Origin of the sequence: Anaerotignum faecicola (assembly GCA_024460105.1) — a bacterium.
Lineage (GTDB): Bacteria > Bacillota > Clostridia > Lachnospirales > Anaerotignaceae > JANFXS01.
Genome location: JANFXS010000001.1, coordinates 385023 through 405387 on the forward strand (window position 1 = coordinate 385023; position 20365 = coordinate 405387).

Genomic DNA, 20365 nt, shown 5'->3' on the forward strand with positions numbered 1-20365 from the left:
CTACTCACCTTCTTTTATAACAACGTCTTTAAGTTTATTAAGAGCGACTTTTGTTTCGGCGGTAGTTTCTCCGAGAAGGCTTGCTATCTCCTGCGCAACCCTCATCTGCTTTTCGATAACATTCTGGGCAATGCTTACCGTATGCATTTTGAGTTTTGCAAGTTCTTCCTTATTTTTTTCCTCTTCAGTTATATCCTGCATGGAAACGAAAAGTTCGTCGCCTTCAATATATATAATATTCTGCATAACGATAATGCCGTAATCTTTCAGATGCATTTTTTTATTAAGCAGGTCCTTTTTGTTTTTAATGGAGTATATATAATCTTCCTCCGAAAGCCCGAGTATTGAAATATGTTTTCCTACGGCTTCTTCATTTGTAATATCGAAAGCCTTTTCGGCTTTCGGATTAAGCTGCGTAATTAAATTATTTTTATCAAGAAGAACTATAATGTTTCTTGAATTAAGAAAAATCATATCCCCTTTTCTTTCCGCTTTTTTCCTAAGGTTCGGCCAGCACATTTCCTCCTCGGCCATACCTTCAAAAACTGCCTGGGCTTTTTCCCGGCATGTGGAATAGCCGCATGCGCCGCAGTCAAATTCTTCAGCCCGCGTTTTCCTTCCCATTCTCATAAGTATTTCTTTCAATTCCCATTCGCTCGCCTTATTGCGCGGCACTTCTATAGGCTTAAACTCACGCCTTAAATCAATACCTTCCCAGTCGACAGGGCCGAGGGCATCCTCTTTTCCCCATCCGTGATGAGCCGCAAAATGAGTTATTTTCTGACGCCGGCAGAAAAGGTCAAGGGATTGTTTCGGAATAAACGGGCCATTTATACAGCTTTCGGTGCATGCTGAAATTGCAACGTAACAGTCGGCAAGCGTTTCGTTTTCCATACTTTCAAATAAATGCTTAACATTATCAAGACCATTTATATTCAAAGTGTCATACCCTTCTTTTTCGAGTATTTCCGTCATACACGGCCAAACGTCGCCTGAAATTGAATAGCTTGTGCCCGTATTCCTTGCAACCCTGTCCGGCATAACGGGTTCAAAGGCTTCATAATCTATGCCGTTTAACCTGAACATGCGTATAATCTCCTGGCATGTTATAAGTGAATTTATAGGCGCGTCGTCCCTTTTGGGAAGCGTTTCGTATTTCTTGCTGAGGCATGGGCCTATATAAACCGTATACACGCCTGGATCTTCCCTTTTAATCGCCGTTCCCAAGGCAATCATAGGCGTAACTACCGGGATAATATATTTTACAAGCTTCGGGTGGTATTTCTGTATAAAAAGATATATTGAAGGGCATGTGCTGCAAATAAAATATTTTTGCTTTCCAGCGTTTTCTTTTATATATTTTATATATTCGTCAAGTATCCTTTCGCTGCCGACGGCTATTTCCTGTACCGAATGGAATCCCATCTTTTTAAGCGCGTGTACATACTGTCCCGGTATCTTAAAAGAACCGAGATAAGCGGAATCTATACACGCCACAACCTTCCTGCCGCTTTTTAACATATTTGTTACGGCTTCAACTTCATTTTCCATATTTCTTGCATGTTTTGGGCAGGAAGTGAAGCACTGGCCGCAGGCGATACATTTTTCCTCGTCGATCTCTGCAATACGGTTTCTGAACCTTATTGCTTTAACGGGACATTCCCTTACGCATTTGTTGCAGTTTTGGCAGTGTTCGGCAGTAAAATTAAATAACCGCAATTACATCACCTTTTCTTTTATAACAGTTTCAAAGAAATTATCGACAGTTTCCGGCTGTACCGAAAAAATCATGCCGTCGACTTCTACGCATACGGCTCCCGTACATTGTCCAAGGCAGAAAGCCGCTTTAATTTTAAATTTTTCTTCCAGCCCGTTGGATTTTATAAGTTCTTCCAACTTATTTATAATTTCATAAGAGCCTTTAAGGTGGCATACGCTCCCTATACAAACCTTAATATCCATGTGAAAATCCCCTTTCATTTTAAGAACCCGTTTTCAACGGCGTTTTCTATAATATTTTCCATATACGTTTTAATTTCTTCCGGCCCTTCAAACGTCGTCCTGTTCCTTTCAAGCACCTGCTCCTTTTTTATGCCGTGTTCTTTCCACGACGCAAAACCGGAAGCCTTATTCAGCATCGTAGGCTGAACCCTGTCAAGTATACGGCAAAATTTTGCCTCCGGGCTGTCCCCGTTTTCAAACTCCATCCATATGTCCATAAATTCCTTTTTCTGCCCTTCCGGAAGGAGGCCGTAAATTTTTTCAGCCGATTCCTTTTCCCTTTTCTCTTTGTCCTTATTGCCTTCAACGTCGTAGCAGTATGTGTCTCCTGCATATATTTCGACAATGTCGTGAAAAAGCATCATTTTAAGCGTTTTAAGAAGATCCGCATCCGGAAAATAACCGCTCAAAACAACAGCCATAACGCATGAATGCCAGCTGTGCTCCGCATCGTTTTCAAAACGGCTCACGTCTGAAATATATGTCTGACGGTATATCTCTTTAACTTTATCAACCTCAAGAAGGAAATCCATCTGTTTATCAAAAACGCTTTTATCCATATTTTACCCATTCCTCCCTTAAAGCTGAAAAAGCACTACAACAAACGCCTTTTTCAGCGGTAATTTCGTCATAATGCTTGTTTCATATTATTTTATGCCAATATCATGCCTGAAATGTTTCTTCTCAAAGTTTACAATTTCAACGCCTTCATAAGCCGTCCTTATGGCGGCGTCAAGATTTGGCCCTATGCCCGTTATTCCGAGAACCCTGCCGCCGTTTGTAACAAATTTCCCGTCTTTAAGGCTTGTGCCCGCATGGAAAACGATAATGTCGCCGCGTTTTTTAATTTCGTCAAGCCCTGTAATCTCATAGCCTTTCTCATAGCTTTCCGGATACCCGCCGCTTGCCAGAACAACGCACACGGCGGCGTTGTCGCTCCATTCGATATTAATTTCGTTAAGCCTTCCTTCAACGCACGCTTCCATAATTTCAAGCAGATCCGTTTTAAGCCTCGGCAGTATTACCTGTGTTTCAGGGTCGCCGAAACGGGCGTTGTATTCAATAACTTTCATGCCTTTTTCCGTAAGCATAAGCCCAAAATAAAGTATCCCCACAAACGGACGCCCCTCGTTGGCCATAGCCGCAACAGTCGGCACAAAAATTTCTTCCATACATTTGGCGGCAACTTCCTTTGTATATATCCGGCTTGGGGAAAACGTACCCATACCTCCCGTGTTAAGCCCCTTGTCAAAATCAAGCGCCCTTTTGTGATCCTGTGCCGAAACCATAGGAACAACAGTCTTTCCATCGCAGAAAGACAGCACCGAAACTTCCTGTCCCGTCAAAAATTCTTCAATAACGACAGTATTGCCGGAATTTCCGAACTTCTTATCAATCATTATTTCGTTCAAAGCCGCGAAAGCTTCTTCCTTTGTATTGCATATTATAACGCCCTTTCCCAATGCAAGGCCGTCGGCTTTAATAACGATTGGCATATCCTGTTTTTCAACATAAGCTTCGGCGTCTTTATAATTATCAAAAACTTCATATTTGGCAGTCGGTATACCGTACTTTTTCATTAGATCTTTTGAAAAAGATTTGCTTCCTTCTATTATTGCGGCGTTCGCCCTCGGGCCGAAAACTTTGAGCCCTTCCTTTTCAAACGCGTCCACTATGCCGCCTACAAGCGGATCGTCCATTCCGATAATCGTAAAATCGATACCGTTCTCCTTTACAAAGGCAATAAGCTTGTCAAACTCCATAACCCCTATATTAACGCACTGCGCAATTTCTGCAATCCCGGCGTTTCCCGGAGCGCAGTATATTTTCTCGATTTTACTGCTTTGTGCAAGCTTCCAAACAATGGCGTGCTCCCTTCCTCCTCCGCCAACAAGCAAAACTTTCATAATTATTTAATCCTCCTAACCCTGCCGTCCGCAACTTCAAGCTTATTTTCGCTTATAAGCTTTACGGCTTCGGGAAATATTTTCCATTCGGCTTCTTCCATAACCCTTTTTTGGAGAGTTTCAGGCGTGTCGCCGTCCTCAATATAAACGGCTTTCTGTAATATAATAGGGCCGCCGTCCGTCTCCTCGTTAACAAAATGCACTGTAGCCCCCGTAACCTTAACGCCTTTTTTAAGGGCGGCTTCATGCACTTTAATTCCGTAAAACCCGTTGCCGCAGAAAGAAGGTATAAGCGACGGGTGTATATTTATAATCCTGTTTTCATATTTCTTTATAAATTCACCGCTAAGAACAGTCATAAAACCGGCGAGTACGATTAATTCCGCGCCGCAGCTTTCAAGATGCGAAATCATTGCATTTGTATATTCTTCAAATGAATTATAATCGTTCTTTTTAATTAAAACGCCTTTTATATTGTGCTTTTTTGCTCTTTCAAGGGCATAAGCGCCTTCCTTGCTGCTTATAACCGTTACTATTTCCGCATTTTTAATATATCCGCTTTCAATGCTGTCGATAACGGCCTGTAAGTTTGTCCCCCCGCCGGAAACAAGAACGCCTATTTTAAGCATACTTCAACCTCTTTTTCCGTATTGGCCGTGATTTTGCCTATAATATACGCTTTTTCTCCCAGTTCTTCAACTGCCGTCAAAGCTGCTTCAGTATTTTCTTTAGAAACGACTATAACCATGCCTATTCCCATATTAAACGTATTATACATGTGGGCTCTGTCGATGTCGCCGCGTTTCTGCATTATATCGAATATCGGCGGCACAGGCCATGTCCCTTCTTCGATTACGGCGCACAGTCCCCTGCCTTTCGGTATACAGCGCGGTATGTTTTCAATAAAGCCCCCGCCCGTAATATTGCTTATGCCTTTAACTTCCACTTTCTTAATAAGCTCCAGTATTTCCTTAACATATATCTTTGTAGGCGTTAAAAGCTCTTCTCCTACGGTCTTTCCGAGCTCCGGCAAAAATTCCTTCGCACATTCTTCAACAGGATCAAACACTTTCCTTACAAGCGAGTAGCCGTTTGAGTGTATTCCGCTTGAAGGAAGGCCAATTATAACGTCGCCTTCAACAATTTTTTCGCCGTTTATAATATCGCATTTATCAACAACTCCCACGGCAAAGCCCGCCATGTCGTATTCCTCGACCGGATAAAATCCCGGCATTTCGGCCGTTTCGCCGCCTATAAGGGCGCACCCGCTCTGCCTGCACCCTTCGGCAACGCCGCTTACTATTTCCGCAATCCTCTCGGGAACATTTTTGCCGCACGCTATATAGTCAAGGAAAAACAGCGGCTGGGCTCCGTTGCAGATTATATCGTTAACGCACATGGCAACGCAGTCTATGCCTACCGTATCGTGCTTATCCTGTACAAAGGCAAGCCTTAACTTAGTTCCTACGCCGTCTGTGCCGCTTATAAGCACAGGCTCTTTCATGTTGAGGCCTCCCAAAGTAAAAAGGCCGCCGAAACCGCCTATATCAGTAAGCACTTCAGGCCTGAAAGTGCTTTTAACATGTTCTCCCATTAATTTAACCGCCTTGTATCCGGCTTCGACGTCAACCCCGGCGTTTTTATAGTCAAGACCCATTGCCAATTTCCTCCTTGGTTTTTAAGAAAAATCACTTGATAAATATCAACAAATTACTTGGTTTTATTTTAATATAGAGAAGTATAAAAGTCAAGGAAAGGCCGTTTCCAAATGCCCCTCCCCTTATATTGCCGTAACTGTAATTCTTTATATTGCGCCGGGTTCATACCTTAGTAAAACGCCGCATCAAAACCGCCTGAACGGCGCGTTTTTTTTGCGCAAAAAACGCCCCCTCGGCTTAACGCTTATGGGGACGCTTAAAAGTTATTTTCAAATATTTATGCGTATCATACCTTTTCTCCGGCTATTTCGTAATAGTTCCCGGCGGAAGTTTCAATCTCTTTAAGTTCGATACTGCCGTTAAATTCTTTTTCTATACTGTCCAATATGCATCGGTTTTTCCCTGATAACGCCCTAAGTATCCCTTTATTTGACGATACCGTTACTTTATTGTATATCGTCTGCGCAAAAAGAGATATAACTTTTTGGCGTATCTCGCCCGCTATGTAATCATAATTAAACACAGTCCCGCTGCCACGGCAGAAACGGCATTCTTCCGTAAGCTTAGCCGCAACGGGCACGCTTGTTTTCTTTCTTGTAACCTGCATCAGGCCCAGTTCCGTAAGGCCCACTACGGTTGTTTTAATCCTGTCCTTTTTAACAGCTCTTTCAAGGGCGGCGAGCAGAAGTTTTTTGTTTTCTTCCTGCTTCATATCTATAAAATCAATTATAATCATTCCCGACAGGTTCCTCAGCCTAAGCTGTTTAGCTATCTCGGCGGCGGCTTCAAGATTGGTTTTAAGTACGGTTTCCTGAAAATCCTTTTTTCCCGTATATTTTCCCGTGTTGACGTCTATTACCACACACGCTTCCGTCTGCTCTATTATTATAAATCCGCCGCTTTTAAGCCATACTTTTTTGTTAAATATTTTTTCGGCCTGGCTTTGCACAAAGAAATTTTCAAACATCGGAATACGGCTGTCATAATATTTAACCCTTTCGGGGTTATGGGCAGCGCCTCTTTTAACCGCCTCGTACTCCGCATAGTTATTGATTATAATTTCATCAACGTCGTCGCCGAACAGATCCCGTGCCGCTTTTATCGCCGTGCTTTCGTCGCTGTGTATAAGCGCCGGGGCTTTTATATGATTTCCTTTGTTAATCGTTTCTTCCGATATTTTAAAAAGTTCTTCCGTTTCGTCTTTAAATTCCTGAAAGGTCTTTCCTTCCCCTTCGGTCCTTATAATCATTCCGTACCCTTCCGGCACAACTTTTAAAGCGATATTCCTTATGCGTTCCCGTTCCTCTTCGCCGTCAATTTTCTTTGATATGCCTATATTGCCGTTATCCCCCGGAATAAGCACTATAAACTTGCCCGGGAAAGAAAGCTTTGACGTCACTCCCGCGCCTTTTGACCCCGACGCGTCCCTCTGAACCTGAACGGCAAGCTGCATGCCCGCCTTTATGTCACGGTTTTTCGGCATAATCATATAAGCGTTTTTTTCGCACCCTATATCTATAAAGCACGCCTGCATGCCTTTATGTACGGAAGCCACGCGCCCAGCGTAAATATTGCCCACAAGGCTCTTTTCTTCCGCGCTTTCATATATAAACTCGATTAGTTCCCCGTTTTCCAAATAACCTACCTTTGTGCACTGGGCCGACGAATCAACCAAAATCCTTTTCATTTTTATCAACACCCTCTGTCAGCGGCACAAGGACGTTACTGCCGTTATCCATTAACAAGTCAATCCGTTTAAATGCCATTTTGTATTTGTTAAATTCCAAACCCAAAAACTTAAAATAGCCTTCCGCAACGCTTTCCGGCTTCAAATTTCTCACGCTTCCGGCGTTAACAAGCATACCAAGGCCGTTTTCTATCGGCCAAAGCCTGATAATATCCGGCTTTATATCCGTTTCGCCGAGGCCTTTTTTTGTCTTTTTCATAACAGTTATTTTTTCCTGATTTAAAAACGGCTGTATGTTTTTTGAAATTTCATTATACGGCATGTCAAAATACGCCTCGTATTCGGCGGCGCATACGCTCGACATAGTGTTTTTAACGCCGTCTTTAAGCAGTATAATTTTTTCAGCCTTCATATCATTAGGCAGGGCGTTATTCAGCTTCTCCATTACAATTTCCGGCTTTACAAACTCCGTAAGCTTAAAATCTCCGTATTCGCCCTCGCTCGTATACCCCAAACTTAAAGGGCTTGCAAAAGAAATAAGCTGATGCGGATTAAACCCCTGCGAATAGGCTATAGGCAGATCCGCTCTTTTCAAAGCTCTCTGAAACGCCTTTAAAACGTCCAAATGGCCTATAAACTTAACGCCTTCCCCTTTTGAAAATTTAAATCTGTACGTTATGTTCATAGCAAACTCCCCCTCCGAAAGCCATTGCGCCGCAGTTTGAACATTTTTCGCGGCAGTTCGGAGTTGTAATCCCCTTAACGGCCTTTTCCCTTTCTTCCATTAAAAATTTACGGCTTACTCCCACGCTTATATGATCCCACGGAAGAATTTCGTCATAGCCGCGCACGCGGTTTGCATAAAACACCGGATCTATGCCGCTGTCCTCAAAAGCTTTAACCCAGCCTTCCCAACAGAACTTGTCTGTCCAGCCGTCGTACCTGCATCCGTTTTCCCACGCCTTATATATAACTGACGCAATTTTTCTGTCGCCCCTTGCCATAACGCCTTCAAGGGAACTCATTTTAGTGTTGTGGTAAGTAAATCGCACCTGTTTTCTTGTTACGCTGTTTTTTGCAATCTGCGCCTTCCTGCCAAATTCCTCGTACGTATCCTGCGCGTCCCACTGAAACGGCGTAAAAGGCTTTGGCACAAAACACGACGCGCTTGCGTTTACCGTAACTGGCCGCGGGCGCTGTTCCTTCGGTATCTCAAAATACTTTTCAACTATTTTATCCGCCAAAGCCCCTATTCCCTTTAAATCTTCCTCTGTTTCCGTGGGAAGGCCCAGCATGAAATAGAGCTTTACTTTTTCCCATCCGCCGTCGAAAGCAAGCTTGCAGCCCTTCAGTATGTCGTCCTCGGTAAGATTTTTATTTATAACGTCCCTTAAGCGCTGTGTTCCCGCTTCGGCCGCAAACGTAAGGCTGCTTTTCCTTACCTCCTGTATTTTTTTCATAAGGTCAAGAGAAAAAGAATCAATCCTCAGGGAAGGAAGGGAAATATTAACGGATTTTTCCCTGAACTCGTCCAAAAGCCCGTCGGCAAGTTCCGGAAAGCAAGTAAAATCGCTTGTGCTTAACGAAATAAGCGAAATTTCGTCGTGTCCGGAGTTCTTTACAAGTTCTTTTGCCTGTTCGAGAAGCCTGCCGGCAGTTTTTTCCCTTACCGGACGGTATATAAATCCCGCCTGGCAGAACCTGCACCCGCGTATGCATCCCCTGAACAACTCCAAAGTCACTCTGTCGTGTACGACTTCTATAAGAGGAACAAGCTGTTTTTCCGGATAAAAAACATTCTCCATGTCGGTTACGATAACTTTCTTTATAACTTCCCTTGCTTTCGGATGATTTGGCCTGAAATAAGAAATCTGCCCGTTTTCCTTGTATCCGACGTCATAAAATTTAGGGATATAAAGCCCGTCCAGCTCCAAAAGGCTTTCTAAAAATTCAGCCCTTGATTTCCCCGCTTTTTTATTGGCCTTATACATCTCGATTATTTCGTCATAAAGCGCCTCGCCTTCGCCAAGATAAAAAACATCCGCAAAATCGGCCAGCGGCTCAGGGTTATAAGCGCAGCTGCCTCCGCATATAATTATGGGATCATCCTCGCCCCTGTCTTTCGAGTAAATCGGTATCCCGGCAAGGTCAAGCATATTTATAACGTTCGTATAGCAGAGCTCATACTGCAAAGTAAATCCGACAAAGTCAAATTTTTTAAGCGGCTGTTGGGTTTCCAGCGTAAACATCGGTATATTGTTTTCACGCATTTTGCTTTCCAAGTCTGTCCACGGCGCAAAAGAGCGTTCACAGTATGTATCGTCCCTTCTGTTAAGGAAATAGTAAAGTATCTGCATACCCAAATGGCTCATGCCCACCTCGTAAACGTCCGGGAAACAGAATGCAAACCGCACGTCCACATCCTCTGGGTTCTTAACAACCATGTTAATCTCGTTGCCGACATACCTTGCCGGCTTTTCAACCTGCATGAGTATCTCGTCGGTCAAAGCGTTTTTCATATTGATTTATCCTCCGTATAAATAAAACAGTTGCTTTTTATTGTACCATAATAAGGCTTTGTTTACTACCCTTTTAGAATTCCTATATTTTCAAAATTTTATCCCTGTTTTTAAGGCTTTGTATTTATTCGTTCGCGCCATCCGTCCCTCCGTCCTCCCCGTTTTTAAACGCCTCAATTTTTTCAATTCCCATTTCTCCAAGCTCCTTCGCATCTTCAACGGTAATATTTTCGTCTATGGCGTTTTTAAGCCTTAGGCTTAATTCAACGGCTTTTCGGCTTTCCATTTTTGAAACCGCAAGGCATGCGATAATAAGTATCAAGCATACGTATACTTTAAGCATAAAACTTTCCGCGCCCGGATTTTGATTTTGGATTTTTAGCCTTTGCCTTGTTCCTGGCGTCGGCCTATGTGTTTTCTTCTTATATGAAAAATTTTTCTTCATTTTTTCACCGCCTCTAAATATTTCTATGCCGTACAGGCCAAAATATTCAATATGGTTGTTGCAAGAAAAGCTTATTTAATATATACTTATTTAAGTTTATTAAAAAATAGGAGGCAGTAAATAATTATGAAAAAGCTGATATTAGGCATTTTATGTATAACCCTTTGTATCGGGGCGTTATCGGGATGCGGCAGTAAAGACGCATCGTCGGACGGCGCTCAGTCAGAGACGGTTTCAAACGAAATATCGGTTGATGAAGTCGGCGTTAAATATACCGTGCCCGACGAATGGAACGAGTTTAAAGAAACACATTTATATCCGCTGACATTGCAAGCCGAAAATATATTTGCCGAAATTATATACGGCTATGCAACCGATGAAGATATTGCGCTTTTAAACAGCGATCCTACTGCAAAAGCATATAAAACAATCACTCCTATATGCGAAATACTTGTTGCAAAAACCGCTACGTTTGAAGAAAATGTGAACGCTGAAACAATCAACGCTTATGAAAATGCTGAAAAAGTAGGGGAACAGGGAGAATACACATATTATTTTTTATGGGGCTTTAAAAACGCCGCGTCAAAGCTGAAAGACAAAGACCTTGAAAACTACAATTTAATGCTTGAATCGGCAGTTAAATTAAAGGATTCCATTTCTACCTATGAATTTGACGATACCCTCATAGGCAAGACGACTGAAATCCTTAACACTACAATATCTTTCAACACTCAAACTATTGAGGGCGCGCCTGTGGACAGCACAATATTTGCTCCTTACGACTTAACGATGCTCCATTTCAGCGGAACTTACACATACCCCGATTACGACGAATTTGAAACTCTTCAGGGAGTATATGAAATCGCGAACCAGTTTAAAGACAAAGTTAATATTATTGAAGCAGTAATAGACGCTCCAAACGAAGAAGCTCAGGAAAAAGCCATTGAAGCAAAGGAAAAAGCCGGGGCGAAAAACATACTTACAATAGTAATGGATGAAACTCTCGGGGCATGGGTTCAGAGTAATTTGAAGGCAATACCGTCAACAATTTTTGTAAATTCCGAAGGCCGTATTGTAGGCGAAATACTCGTAGGCACTCAAAACCAGGAAAAATATTTGGAGGAAATTTCCATAAGGCTCAGGACTGCCGACGGCGTTTCAGAAGAAAACGGCGGTAACGAGCAGGAAACATCTGCCGAACAGGAAACATCGTCACAGGCTGAATAACATATAAAATTAAAAATTTCAAGTGTAGATATAAAAGCTCGTCATACATGGCCGCTCATATCGTCCATACAATAAAAAATTAGACGGTTATATAAATATTAAACGGATAAATCGACTTCGGGGTATTGCCGAAGTCGGCTTTTTCTGTGTTATGACATAAATATTTAAATACGCGAAACATGCAAAAACCGCCGCGCCTCTTTAACTGGGCGCGGCGGTTTGACGTTTGCCGGTTACTGCCTTACTTTAATATGAACTTCTCTAAGCTGATGTTCGGTAACATCTCCCGGCGCGCCGCACATAAGATCCTGTGCGTTGCCGTTCATAGGGAAAGGTATTACTTCCCGTATATTTTCTTCATTCCTTAAAAGCATTATCATCCTGTCAACGCCAGGAGCCATTCCCGCATGAGGAGGCGCGCCGTACTGGAACGCGTTATATAACGCGCCGAATTTCTCTTTGAGATCCTCTTCGGTATACCCCGCGATTTCAAAGGCTTTAATCATTATATCAAGATTGTGGTTCCTTACCGCCCCGCTTGAAAGCTCAATACCGTTGCACACAATGTCATACTGGTATGCAAGTATGTCAAGGGGATCTTTTGTGTTTAAAGCCTCAAGCCCGCCCTGCGGCATGGAAAACGGATTATGCGTAAATATAATTTTCTTTTCTTCCTTGTCATATTCATACATAGGGAAATCATTTACAAAGCAGAAACGGTATGCATTTTTCTCGCATATGTCAAGGCGTTCCCCCAACTCTGTACGCAGCTGGCCCGCAAAATCCGCCGCGCGTTCTTCCTTGTCGGCTATAAAGAATATAGTGTCGCCTTCTTCCAAGCCGGCCAATTCGGCAATCTCGCCTTTCATATCGTCCGGTATAAATTTGTCGATAGGCCCTTTATAGGCCATGCCTTCTTTAACTTCAAGATAGCCGAGGCCGCCCATGCCGATGGAAGTTGCAAATTTCAAAAGTTTTTCATGGAATCCTTTTGACATATCGGCATGAACTTTTACAGCGCGCACCGTTTTGCCGTGAAAAGGCTTAAACGTACACCTCTGGAAAAATTCCGTAATATCTATTATCCGCAAAGGATTCCTTAAATCAGGCTTGTCGGTTCCAAATTCAAGCATTGCCTGCTTGTAGCTTATAACCGGATAAGGCCCTTCCGTCACAGTATATCCCTGCGGGGCAAACTTCTTGAATGTTTCCGTCAAAACCTCCTCGCCTGTACGGAAAACGTCTTCCTGCGTTGCAAAACTCATTTCAAAGTCCAACTGATAAAATTCGCCCGGCGAACGATCCGCGCGCGCGTCTTCATCACGGAAACAAGGCGCAATCTGGAAGTATTTATCAAAACCCGAAACCATAAGCAGCTGCTTATACTGCTGCGGCGCTTGAGGAAGCGCATAAAACTTGCCTTTAAATTTTCTTGAAGGAACTATATAATCCCTAGCGCCCTCAGGCGAAGATGCGCAAAGTATCGGCGTTTGTATCTCAAGAAATCCCATTTCCGTCATTTTCTGCCTCAAAAAGCTTATTACCTGTGAACGGAAAACGATATTATCCTTAACTTTTTTGTTCCTGAGATCAAGATAACGGTATTTAAGTCTCAGATCCTCTCTTATTTCCTTTGAAGTCATAACTTCAAAAGGAAGCTGTTTATAAACTTTTCCCAGTATTTCAACGCTGCGGGCGTCAAGCTCTATTGTACCCGTTGGAATTTTAGGATTATATGTTTCCTCGTCGCGGTGATCCAATATTCCCTCAACGCTGATACAGTCCTCTTTGTTTATGCCGTTTAAAAGTTCGGTATTGCGCATAACCACCTGCAAAACTCCGTACATATCCCTTAAATCAATAAACGACACGCCGCCGTGGTCGCGTATATTTTCAACCCATCCCGCCGCCTTAATTTTCTTTCCGATGTCGCTTTCGGTTATCTTATCAATAGTTTTTGTTCTGTAGATACTTGTTTCCATAAAATTCTCCTTTACAAATTTTTAAACAAAAAAAATCCCGCACATCCAAACTTTAAAGCCAGGACGAACAGGAAAATGTCCGCGATACCACCTGAATTGACGCATAGCGCCCCCTCATTTTAAAGCCGCTTACCGCACGGCATACGTCTTTCCTACCGGCCAAACAGCTTTCGGATTGAAGCTCAAAAGTGTTATTCGCATCAATTCATTTTACAGGGTTTTCACCGTTCCCCGCTCACTGTGAACGATAATTGACGTTACTTCTCTTTCTCAGCGCCTATTAACCATATAACATTTGGTTATAAGTCTAGCATAAAAAAACATCAAAAGTCAAGGCCCAAAACGCTTTTGCCGGATTAAAAATATAATTCGGTTAGTTTTAAGATATATTGTTCTGTTTCCGTTTATAAGCAAAAACATCGAATATAATATCTCTTTGCTTTCCAAAAAATTTACATTTGCTTCAAAACGTAAGTTTTTTTCATTTATTTTCAGGAACAATATTTTTCCGAAATTCGGCTCCGCCATATAAACACGCTTATTTTAAAACACACAATGCCGATATTCCGGTTTTTCTGCCGGCGCGGTATGCTTTAAAATGCAAAACATATAACATATTTACAAACCAACTATATTTATGCATAAACTTATTTTATTATAAATCCGTAAATATTCCGAAAAATTTTTTGAAATACATATTAATTTTTATCCGATTTAATAATATATTTTATATATTTATCTTCATGACCTATATTATTAAGTTCAAATAAAGGAACACTGCCGCATCCGTATGACAGTGTTCCTCTTCCGCCTGTTATATTTCGTATCAAATTCCAACCAAAACCAATTATCATTTAAAAAATATATATTTATTTTTTACTTGTAAATTTATACATTTATACTTACCCTATAGTAAAAGCTATTACGGCATACTTAGCTTCAGTTTACAAAAGCACACGCGGTTTTAACAGGCGTTAACGCCGCCGTTTAGCGGGAAATTTTAAAAGAAAATAAACTTTAATTCTTTATAAAAATTTTGTTTTTCAATAATCCATACATGCTACCGACTCACGCTTTACCGTAATTCCACAAAAAAGCCCTAGATTTTTTATTACAGGGCTTTTTATATATACATTCGCTTCTTTATTCGATTTAATATGCTCTTAAAAAATATTATGCTTAATAAAACCCGTTATGCGCCGTATGCTTCTTCGTCCTGCTTGCGGCGTTCTTCAATGGCTTTCTTCGCAATCATATCTTTTACTTTCATCAGTCTCGTGGTACTTGCCCTGTCGTTTTCCTCAAGCTTCTGTGCAATAAATTTTATCGTATCCGTGTAGTTCGGAATCATAACATTTTCAAGGGCGTTAACTCGGCGCCTCGTCTTCTCGATTTCCTGTGCGAGAAGCTGTGCGCTTTTCTCGCTCTGCGCCAATTTCAAAAGAGGTTCCATCGCTCTGTTAAAGTCTTCCATTGCATTGTCAAGTTCCCCTGATGTAAACGTAAGGCCGTACGGATATATATCTCCCTTATTTCCCTCCGTATTGAATTTGAAAAGCGGAACATTGACGCTCATTATATTCTTTACACCAACGTCAACGGAAACCGACTGTTTAGGCATCATAAGGGCTTCGCCCAAATATTCCTCGCTCATAACAGCCCTTGCAATAATAAAGCTTTTATATGCCGCCTGAAGGGATTTTTCCGCCTCTTCGCGCAGCCTTTTATTCTCTTTTACTATATCAAGAAACTGTTTCATAAGTTCATCCAGCTTATCTTTAAGGAGCTTATGGCCTCTCGTTGCAGTTTTAAGCTGTTTTTTAAGGCGGGTCATTTCCATTCGTGTCGGATTAACATTCAGCCTTGCCACGGCAATCACTCCTTAGGCATATATTTATCAAGGTATTCATCCCTTATACGCTTTAGTTCGCTTCGCGGCAACATTTTCAGAAGGCTCCAGCCCGTTTCAAGCGTCTGTTCAATCGTCCTGTCTGTCCTGAATCCCTGAGAAACATATACCTTTTCAAATTCATCCGCAAATTTTGCATAAATAAGGTCAATTTCCGAAAGCGCGCTTTCGCCGAGTATCGCCATGAGCTCTTTGGCATCCTTGCCCCTTGAATACGCGGCAAAAAGCTGGTTCATGGTATCGGCATGGTCTTCTCTTGTTTTTCCCTTTCCGATACCCTTATCTTTAAGCCTGCTTAGTGAAGGCATAACGTCGATAGGCGGCTGAAGGCCCTTTTTATAAAGATCGCGGCTTAATATAATCTGGCCTTCGGTAATGTAGCCTGTAAGGTCGGGGATAGGGTGCGTTTTATCATCCTCAGGCATAGTAAGGATAGGTATCATTGTAATAGAACCGTCAATCCCCCTCTTTTTGCCTGCCCTTTCATACATTGTCGCAAGGTCTGTGTAGAGATATCCGGGATATCCGCGCCGTCCCGGGACTTCTTTTTTAGCGGCGGAAATTTCACGCAGGGCTTCCGCATAGTTTGTAATATCCGTTATTATAACAAGAACGTGCATATTTTGTTCAAAAGCAAGGTATTCAGCGGCCGTAAGCGCCATACGCGGCGTGGTAATACGTTCGACGGCCGGGTCGTTTGCAAGGTTTACGAACACGACAGAACGGTCTATAGCCCCTGTTTCCTTAAAATCGTTTATGAAAAACTCAGCGTCTTCAAACGTAATGCCGACAGCGGCAAAAACAACGGCGAATTTGCTGTCTGTTCCCCTTACTTTTGCCTGCCTTGCAATTTGTACGGCAAGGTTTGCATGCGGCAGTCCGGAAGCGGAAAATATAGGAAGCTTCTGTCCCCTTACAAGGGTGTTAAGGCCGTCGATTGCCGAAACTCCGGTTTGTATAAATTCCGATGGATAGTCGCGCGCCGCCGGATTTATCGGCGCCCCGTTTATATCAAGCCTTTTTTCAGGTATAATATCAGGCCCGCCGTCTATAGGCTTTCCCATTCCGCTGAAAACTCGGCCGAGTATATCAGGAGACACGCCGAAGTCCATACTTTTTCCGAGGAAGCGAACCTTGCTGTCGGAAAGGTTAATCCCCGTGGCGCTTTCAAAAAGCTGCACAAGGACAGTATTGCCGTTAACTTCCAAAACTTTGCATCTTCTGATTTCGCCGTTTACAAGCTCAATTTCGCCAAGCTCGTCATATTTAACGCCTTCAACGCCGCTTACAAGCATGAGAGGGCCGGCAACTTCCTGAATCGATCTGTATTCCTTTATCATAACTCTTCAGCCTCCCTCTTAATTAAGTCCTTCAATTCGCTTTCAATGCTTGCTTCTATATCGTCAAACGCCTTGTCAACTTCGTTTTCAGGGAAATATTTTGCACGCCCAATTCTTTCAATAACAGGCAGTTTTGTTATTTTTAAAATTGAAACCCCTTCTTTTACAGCCTTTCCGGCTTCCTCATAGAATTTCAATATAAGGCTCAGCATCCTGTACTGCTTATGAAGCGACGTAAACGTATCCACTTCATGGAACGAGTTCTGGTGCAGGAAGTCCTCGCGGATAGAACGAGCCGTTTCAAGTATAAGCCTGTCGCTGTGGGAAAGCGAATCGACGCCGACAAGCTGCACTATTTCGTTGAGTTCAGCCTCCGTTTGGAGAAGGTTCATGGCAAGAGCTCTCTTTGACGAAAAGCTTTCATCTATGTTCTTATCCGCCCACACATCGATTTTATCCTGATAAAGGGAATAGCTCGTCAACCAGTTAATTGCCGGGAAATGGCGTTTATATGCAAGCGACGAATCAAGGCCCCAGAATACTTTGACAATCCTAAGTGTCGCCTGGCTTACAGGTTCCGACGTATCGCCGCCCGGAGGAGAAACGGCCCCGATAGCAGTAAGAGTACCCTGCCTGTCATCGCTTCCCAAACACTGTACACGCCCGGCCCTTTCATAAAACTGCGCAAGACGGCTTCCGAGATAAGCCGGGTATCCTTCTTCACCGGGCATTTCCTCAAGACGCCCGCTCATCTCGCGTAGCGCTTCGGCCCAACGGCTTGTAGAATCGGCCATAAGAGCGACGGAGTATCCCATGTCCCTGAAATATTCCGCTATTGTAATTCCCGTATATATAGACGCTTCACGCGCCGCAACAGGCATGTCGGACGTATTCGCAATAAGGACAGTCCTTTGCATAAGGCTTTCACCGGTGCGCGGGTCTTTAAGTTCCGGGAACTCAAGAAGGACGTCGGTCATTTCGTTCCCGCGCTCGCCACAGCCAATATAAACCACTATATCGGCGTCGGCCCATTTAGCTATTTGGTGCTGCGTAACCGTTTTGCCGCTTCCGAAAGGCCCCGGTATTGCGGCAACGCCGCCTTTTGTTATAGGGAAAAACGTGTCGATAACCCTCTGACCGGTAACAAGAAGGCTGTCCGGGCTTTGTTTCGCTTTATACGGACGTTCTTTACGAACAGGCCATTTCTGCATCATAGGCACTGTAACGTCGACGCCTTTTTCGTTTGTTACAATACAAACCTCTTCTTCAACGGTAAATTCGCCTTCTTTAATAACTTTAACGATACCGTTGAGCTTAGGCGGTATCATTATACGACATTCAACAACAGGCGTTTCCTGTACAACGCCTATTATATCCCCGCCTTTAACAGTATCGCCGACCTTCACAGTAGGCTTAAAGAGCCATTTCTTTTCCCTGTCGAGGGAAGGAACTTCAACGCCCCTTTGGATATTGTCGCCGCTTACCTCATAAAGCTTTTCAAGAGGGCGCTGTATGCCGTCGTATATAGTTGAAATAAGCCCCGGCCCAAGCTCAACCGACATCGGCCTGCCTGTTGAAACAACTTCTTCTCCCGGCCCCAAGCCGCCTGTTTCTTCGTATACCTGTACAGAAGCCCTGTCGCCGTGCATTTCTATAATCTCGCCAATAAGGTGCTTATCGGAAACCCTTACAACGTCAAACATATTTGCGTCCCTCATGCCTTCCGCTATGACAAGCGGCCCCGACACCTTAACTATTGTGCCTGTACTCATATTTTTTCACCACTCTATTCTAAAAAATTAGTCATTTCCGAACAATATATCAACGCCTATGGCACGTTTTGCGGACTGCCTTATCTCATTAAGGCCTATGCCCTTGCTGCCGGATATTCCCGGCACTACAATGATTGCAGGCAGTCTTGAATCCTTATACTTTGAAATAAAGTCCCCCGACATAAGAGCCGCGTCTTCGGTGATATATATTATCGCATATTCCTCCTCAACCAGCCTATGTATGGTCTTTTTGATTTCATCAGCCTCATAAACCGGAAATATATCGATTCCGAGGGCAAGGAACCCCATTACGCTGTCCTTATCCCCCACAACTCCAACCTTATACATAAGCATCCCTCAGCCTTTCCTTAATAATATCAGGGTCAATGCCGTTAACTTTGCTGTTAAGTATAATCCTTACTGTTTTTGCCTCTGTTTCCCTTGCGTAAATATACGCTACAAGCGGTTCAATCGTAAGCGATTTATATTTGGCTTCCTTTATAAAGTCCATAATATAGTTATCACAGCTTTTTTCAAAGGCCGTAAATCCATCGCCCATAACGTCGGTAAGGCGTGCATAGTGGGTATTTTTAAATACGGCCGCCGCGCTTTCGCTGCCGAAGCCCTGCCTGAAAAATTCAAGCCCTATGCTTCCGCCTTCAACAAAAACTTCGGCAAACATTTCAAAAGGCTTTTTCATATTTTTAACGCGCATAAAGCTTTTTAAATTAGTAATATCAGAATTAAGTTCGATATATTTTTTAATAAAATCTATCCCGCTTTTTTCTGCACAGCGCGCCATTTCCTTAAATGCGGCTTTGTCCAAAACAATATCTATCGACTGCCCGCTCATAGTCCTGCCGTAAGTTTCGTAAGCATCGGCCGCCGCTTCGGCCATGTCAGCCGGCAGCATATCAAAAGATTTCCTTGCAAACGCTTCTTTCATAACCGCGGGATCGACAGCACCTCCGCCGACAATATAGTTTTGTCCGTCTATTCCGGAAATTTCACTTTTTAAGAGAACTTTCATATTATGATAATCGTTTTTTAACAGGAAAACATTCATAAAATCCTGTCCGCCGGCAACTTCCGCAACATCTCTGTATGCTTTTGCAAGCTGAGCCGACAAAGCCTCTTCATAATTTTTAACCGTAAGCGGCTCTTCTGCGCTATATCCCGCTTCGGCTAGGATTTTAAGCGCGTCTTCGGCATTCTTTGCATCGGCCATTTGAATATAATTTTTTTCCGTGAGGAGCGAACGCTCAAGCATACTTATACGGGCCACGGCGTAAGGGTAAATCTGTTCTTTTGCCATTTAAAAAACCTCCTTGGCGTTTATTTAACCAAACAGTATTCCTGCCGCAATCTGTTCAATCGTTTCTTTCTCTACAGAAATTATGGATTCAAACGAGTAATTATATTCAATATCGCCGTCTTTAACAATAAATCCGCCGTCTGTCCCGCGCACTTCGTCGGAAACTTCCATTCCCATGTCCCTTATTTCTTTGGCGAGTTTTTCCTTGTCCTTTTTGGAAAGTATAATTTCCCCTTTCGGCGCATTTTTAATCATCGCTTTCATAATTACTTTATATTCGTCGTCGGTTAAGCCGGCAAGCTTTTTCCTTGCGTCTTCAATAACCGCTTCAATACATTCCTGCTTTTTTGAAAGCACCATTTTTTTCGCTTTCATTTCGGCGGCCGATATTTCTTTGGCCTTTGCCTTTTCGGCCTCGGCTTTTGAAAGTTCGTAAAGCGCCGCTTTTTCCTTATCGGCCTTCTGCTTAGCCGATAAAAGCATAGCGTCGGCTTTTTCCCGGGCCTGCGCCGTTATAGAATCCGCCTCGGCTTTTGCGTCCGAAAGTATTTTGTCTATAATATTTTTACCGTTGCCGCTGCTCATAGGAGCCAGTCCTCCTTT

Annotated in this window: 18 protein-coding genes; 1 reads left to right on the forward strand and 17 read right to left on the reverse strand. The window is 43.0% G+C overall.

Going from position 1 to position 20365, the window contains the following annotated elements; all coding sequences use genetic code 11:
- The 10 genes from NE664_01735 to NE664_01780 all read right to left on the reverse strand — a co-directional run bounded on the left by NE664_01735 (position 1) and on the right by NE664_01780 (position 10217).
- Complete coding sequence (locus NE664_01735) at positions 1 to 1719, reverse strand: 4Fe-4S binding protein (protein MCQ4725382.1); 1719 nt, start codon at positions 1717 to 1719, stop codon at positions 1 to 3.
- Positions 1720 to 1962, reverse strand: a complete 243-nt coding sequence (locus tag NE664_01740; protein ID MCQ4725383.1) for an NAD(P)H-dependent oxidoreductase subunit E — start codon at positions 1960 to 1962, stop codon at positions 1720 to 1722.
- Positions 1963 to 1976: 14 nt separating this feature from the next.
- Positions 1977 to 2561, reverse strand: coding sequence for an HD domain-containing protein (locus NE664_01745; protein ID MCQ4725384.1), 585 nt, complete (start codon positions 2559 to 2561; stop codon positions 1977 to 1979).
- An 87-nt stretch (positions 2562 to 2648) separates the two neighbouring features.
- A complete protein-coding gene (gene purD, locus NE664_01750) occupies positions 2649 to 3908 on the reverse strand; it encodes a phosphoribosylamine--glycine ligase (protein MCQ4725385.1) in 1260 nt (419 codons plus the stop codon).
- A gap of 2 nt (positions 3909 to 3910) precedes the next feature.
- Positions 3911 to 4537, reverse strand: coding sequence for a phosphoribosylglycinamide formyltransferase (gene purN / locus NE664_01755; GenBank protein ID MCQ4725386.1), 627 nt, complete (start codon positions 4535 to 4537; stop codon positions 3911 to 3913).
- Positions 4525 to 5565 (reverse strand): phosphoribosylformylglycinamidine cyclo-ligase, encoded by a 1041-nt coding sequence (gene purM, locus NE664_01760; GenBank protein ID MCQ4725387.1) that lies wholly within the window; start codon positions 5563 to 5565, stop codon positions 4525 to 4527. The genes purN and purM overlap by 13 nt, the downstream gene beginning before the upstream one ends.
- 287 nt (positions 5566 to 5852) lie before the next feature.
- The gene (locus NE664_01765; protein ID MCQ4725388.1) at positions 5853 to 7253 is read right to left on the reverse strand and encodes a ribonuclease E/G; all 1401 of its coding nucleotides are present in this window, start codon (positions 7251 to 7253) and stop codon (positions 5853 to 5855) included.
- Complete coding sequence (locus NE664_01770) at positions 7234 to 7938, reverse strand: TIGR03936 family radical SAM-associated protein (GenBank protein MCQ4725389.1); 705 nt, start codon at positions 7936 to 7938, stop codon at positions 7234 to 7236. The genes NE664_01765 and NE664_01770 overlap by 20 nt, the downstream gene beginning before the upstream one ends.
- A complete protein-coding gene (locus NE664_01775) occupies positions 7916 to 9772 on the reverse strand; it encodes a TIGR03960 family B12-binding radical SAM protein (GenBank protein MCQ4725390.1) in 1857 nt (618 codons plus the stop codon). Before NE664_01775 ends, NE664_01770 begins: the two co-directional genes overlap by 23 nt.
- A 124-nt stretch (positions 9773 to 9896) precedes the next feature.
- Positions 9897 to 10217: a hypothetical protein gene (locus NE664_01780; protein MCQ4725391.1), complete on the reverse strand. Its 321-nt coding sequence runs from the start codon at positions 10215 to 10217 to the stop codon at positions 9897 to 9899.
- 126 nt (positions 10218 to 10343) lie between these two features.
- Between NE664_01780 and NE664_01785 the strand changes: the two genes are divergently transcribed.
- Entirely contained in the window at positions 10344 to 11444 is a 1101-nt protein-coding gene (locus NE664_01785) for a hypothetical protein (protein MCQ4725392.1), read from the forward strand.
- Between the two features lie 233 nt (positions 11445 to 11677).
- Here the strand turns inward: NE664_01785 and aspS are convergent, their stop codons facing one another.
- The 7 genes from aspS to NE664_01820 form a co-directional block, all read right to left on the reverse strand.
- Positions 11678 to 13426, reverse strand: coding sequence for an aspartate--tRNA ligase (gene aspS / locus NE664_01790; GenBank protein ID MCQ4725393.1), 1749 nt, complete (start codon positions 13424 to 13426; stop codon positions 11678 to 11680).
- A 1192-nt stretch (positions 13427 to 14618) separates the two neighbouring features.
- Positions 14619 to 15296 carry a V-type ATP synthase subunit D gene (locus tag NE664_01795; protein MCQ4725394.1) on the reverse strand — a complete coding sequence of 226 codons (678 nt, stop codon included), beginning with the start codon at positions 15294 to 15296 and terminating at the stop codon, positions 14619 to 14621.
- 5 nt (positions 15297 to 15301) lie between these two features.
- Complete coding sequence (locus NE664_01800; protein ID MCQ4725395.1) at positions 15302 to 16675, reverse strand: V-type ATP synthase subunit B; 1374 nt, start codon at positions 16673 to 16675, stop codon at positions 15302 to 15304.
- Complete coding sequence (locus tag NE664_01805; protein ID MCQ4725396.1) at positions 16672 to 18447, reverse strand: V-type ATP synthase subunit A; 1776 nt, start codon at positions 18445 to 18447, stop codon at positions 16672 to 16674. Before NE664_01805 ends, NE664_01800 begins: the two co-directional genes overlap by 4 nt.
- A gap of 27 nt (positions 18448 to 18474) precedes the next feature.
- Positions 18475 to 18801: a V-type ATP synthase subunit F gene (locus tag NE664_01810; protein ID MCQ4725397.1), complete on the reverse strand. Its 327-nt coding sequence runs from the start codon at positions 18799 to 18801 to the stop codon at positions 18475 to 18477.
- Positions 18788 to 19762 (reverse strand): V-type ATP synthase subunit C, encoded by a 975-nt coding sequence (locus NE664_01815; protein ID MCQ4725398.1) that lies wholly within the window; start codon positions 19760 to 19762, stop codon positions 18788 to 18790. Before NE664_01815 ends, NE664_01810 begins: the two co-directional genes overlap by 14 nt.
- Positions 19763 to 19786: 24 nt before the next feature.
- Positions 19787 to 20347, reverse strand: a complete 561-nt coding sequence (locus NE664_01820; GenBank protein MCQ4725399.1) for a V-type ATP synthase subunit E — start codon at positions 20345 to 20347, stop codon at positions 19787 to 19789.
- Positions 20348 to 20365 lie beyond the last annotated feature (18 nt).

What these genes read in the sequence shown, in the direction of transcription:
- NE664_01740 (MCQ4725383.1), bottom strand. Translation starts at nt 1,962, where the DNA reads ATGGATATTAAGGTTTGTATAGGGAGCGTATGCCACCTTAAAGGCTCT.
- NE664_01745 (MCQ4725384.1), bottom strand. Translation starts at nt 2,561, where the DNA reads ATGGATAAAAGCGTTTTTGATAAACAGATGGATTTCCTTCTTGAGGTT.
- purD (MCQ4725385.1), bottom strand. Translation starts at nt 3,908, where the DNA reads ATGAAAGTTTTGCTTGTTGGCGGAGGAGGAAGGGAGCACGCCATTGTT.
- purN (MCQ4725386.1), bottom strand. Translation starts at nt 4,537, where the DNA reads ATGCTTAAAATAGGCGTTCTTGTTTCCGGCGGGGGGACAAACTTACAG.
- purM (MCQ4725387.1), bottom strand. Translation starts at nt 5,565, where the DNA reads ATGGGTCTTGACTATAAAAACGCCGGGGTTGACGTCGAAGCCGGATAC.
- NE664_01765 (MCQ4725388.1), bottom strand. Translation starts at nt 7,253, where the DNA reads ATGAAAAGGATTTTGGTTGATTCGTCGGCCCAGTGCACAAAGGTAGGT.
- NE664_01770 (MCQ4725389.1), bottom strand. Translation starts at nt 7,938, where the DNA reads ATGAACATAACGTACAGATTTAAATTTTCAAAAGGGGAAGGCGTTAAG.
- NE664_01775 (MCQ4725390.1), bottom strand. Translation starts at nt 9,772, where the DNA reads ATGAAAAACGCTTTGACCGACGAGATACTCATGCAGGTTGAAAAGCCG.
- NE664_01780 (MCQ4725391.1), bottom strand. Translation starts at nt 10,217, where the DNA reads ATGAAGAAAAATTTTTCATATAAGAAGAAAACACATAGGCCGACGCCA.
- NE664_01785 (MCQ4725392.1), top strand. Translation starts at nt 10,344, where the DNA reads ATGAAAAAGCTGATATTAGGCATTTTATGTATAACCCTTTGTATCGGG.
- aspS (MCQ4725393.1), bottom strand. Translation starts at nt 13,426, where the DNA reads ATGGAAACAAGTATCTACAGAACAAAAACTATTGATAAGATAACCGAA.
- NE664_01800 (MCQ4725395.1), bottom strand. Translation starts at nt 16,675, where the DNA reads ATGATAAAGGAATACAGATCGATTCAGGAAGTTGCCGGCCCTCTCATG.
- NE664_01805 (MCQ4725396.1), bottom strand. Translation starts at nt 18,447, where the DNA reads ATGAGTACAGGCACAATAGTTAAGGTGTCGGGGCCGCTTGTCATAGCG.
- NE664_01810 (MCQ4725397.1), bottom strand. Translation starts at nt 18,801, where the DNA reads ATGCTTATGTATAAGGTTGGAGTTGTGGGGGATAAGGACAGCGTAATG.
- NE664_01815 (MCQ4725398.1), bottom strand. Translation starts at nt 19,762, where the DNA reads ATGGCAAAAGAACAGATTTACCCTTACGCCGTGGCCCGTATAAGTATG.
- NE664_01820 (MCQ4725399.1), bottom strand. Translation starts at nt 20,347, where the DNA reads ATGAGCAGCGGCAACGGTAAAAATATTATAGACAAAATACTTTCGGAC.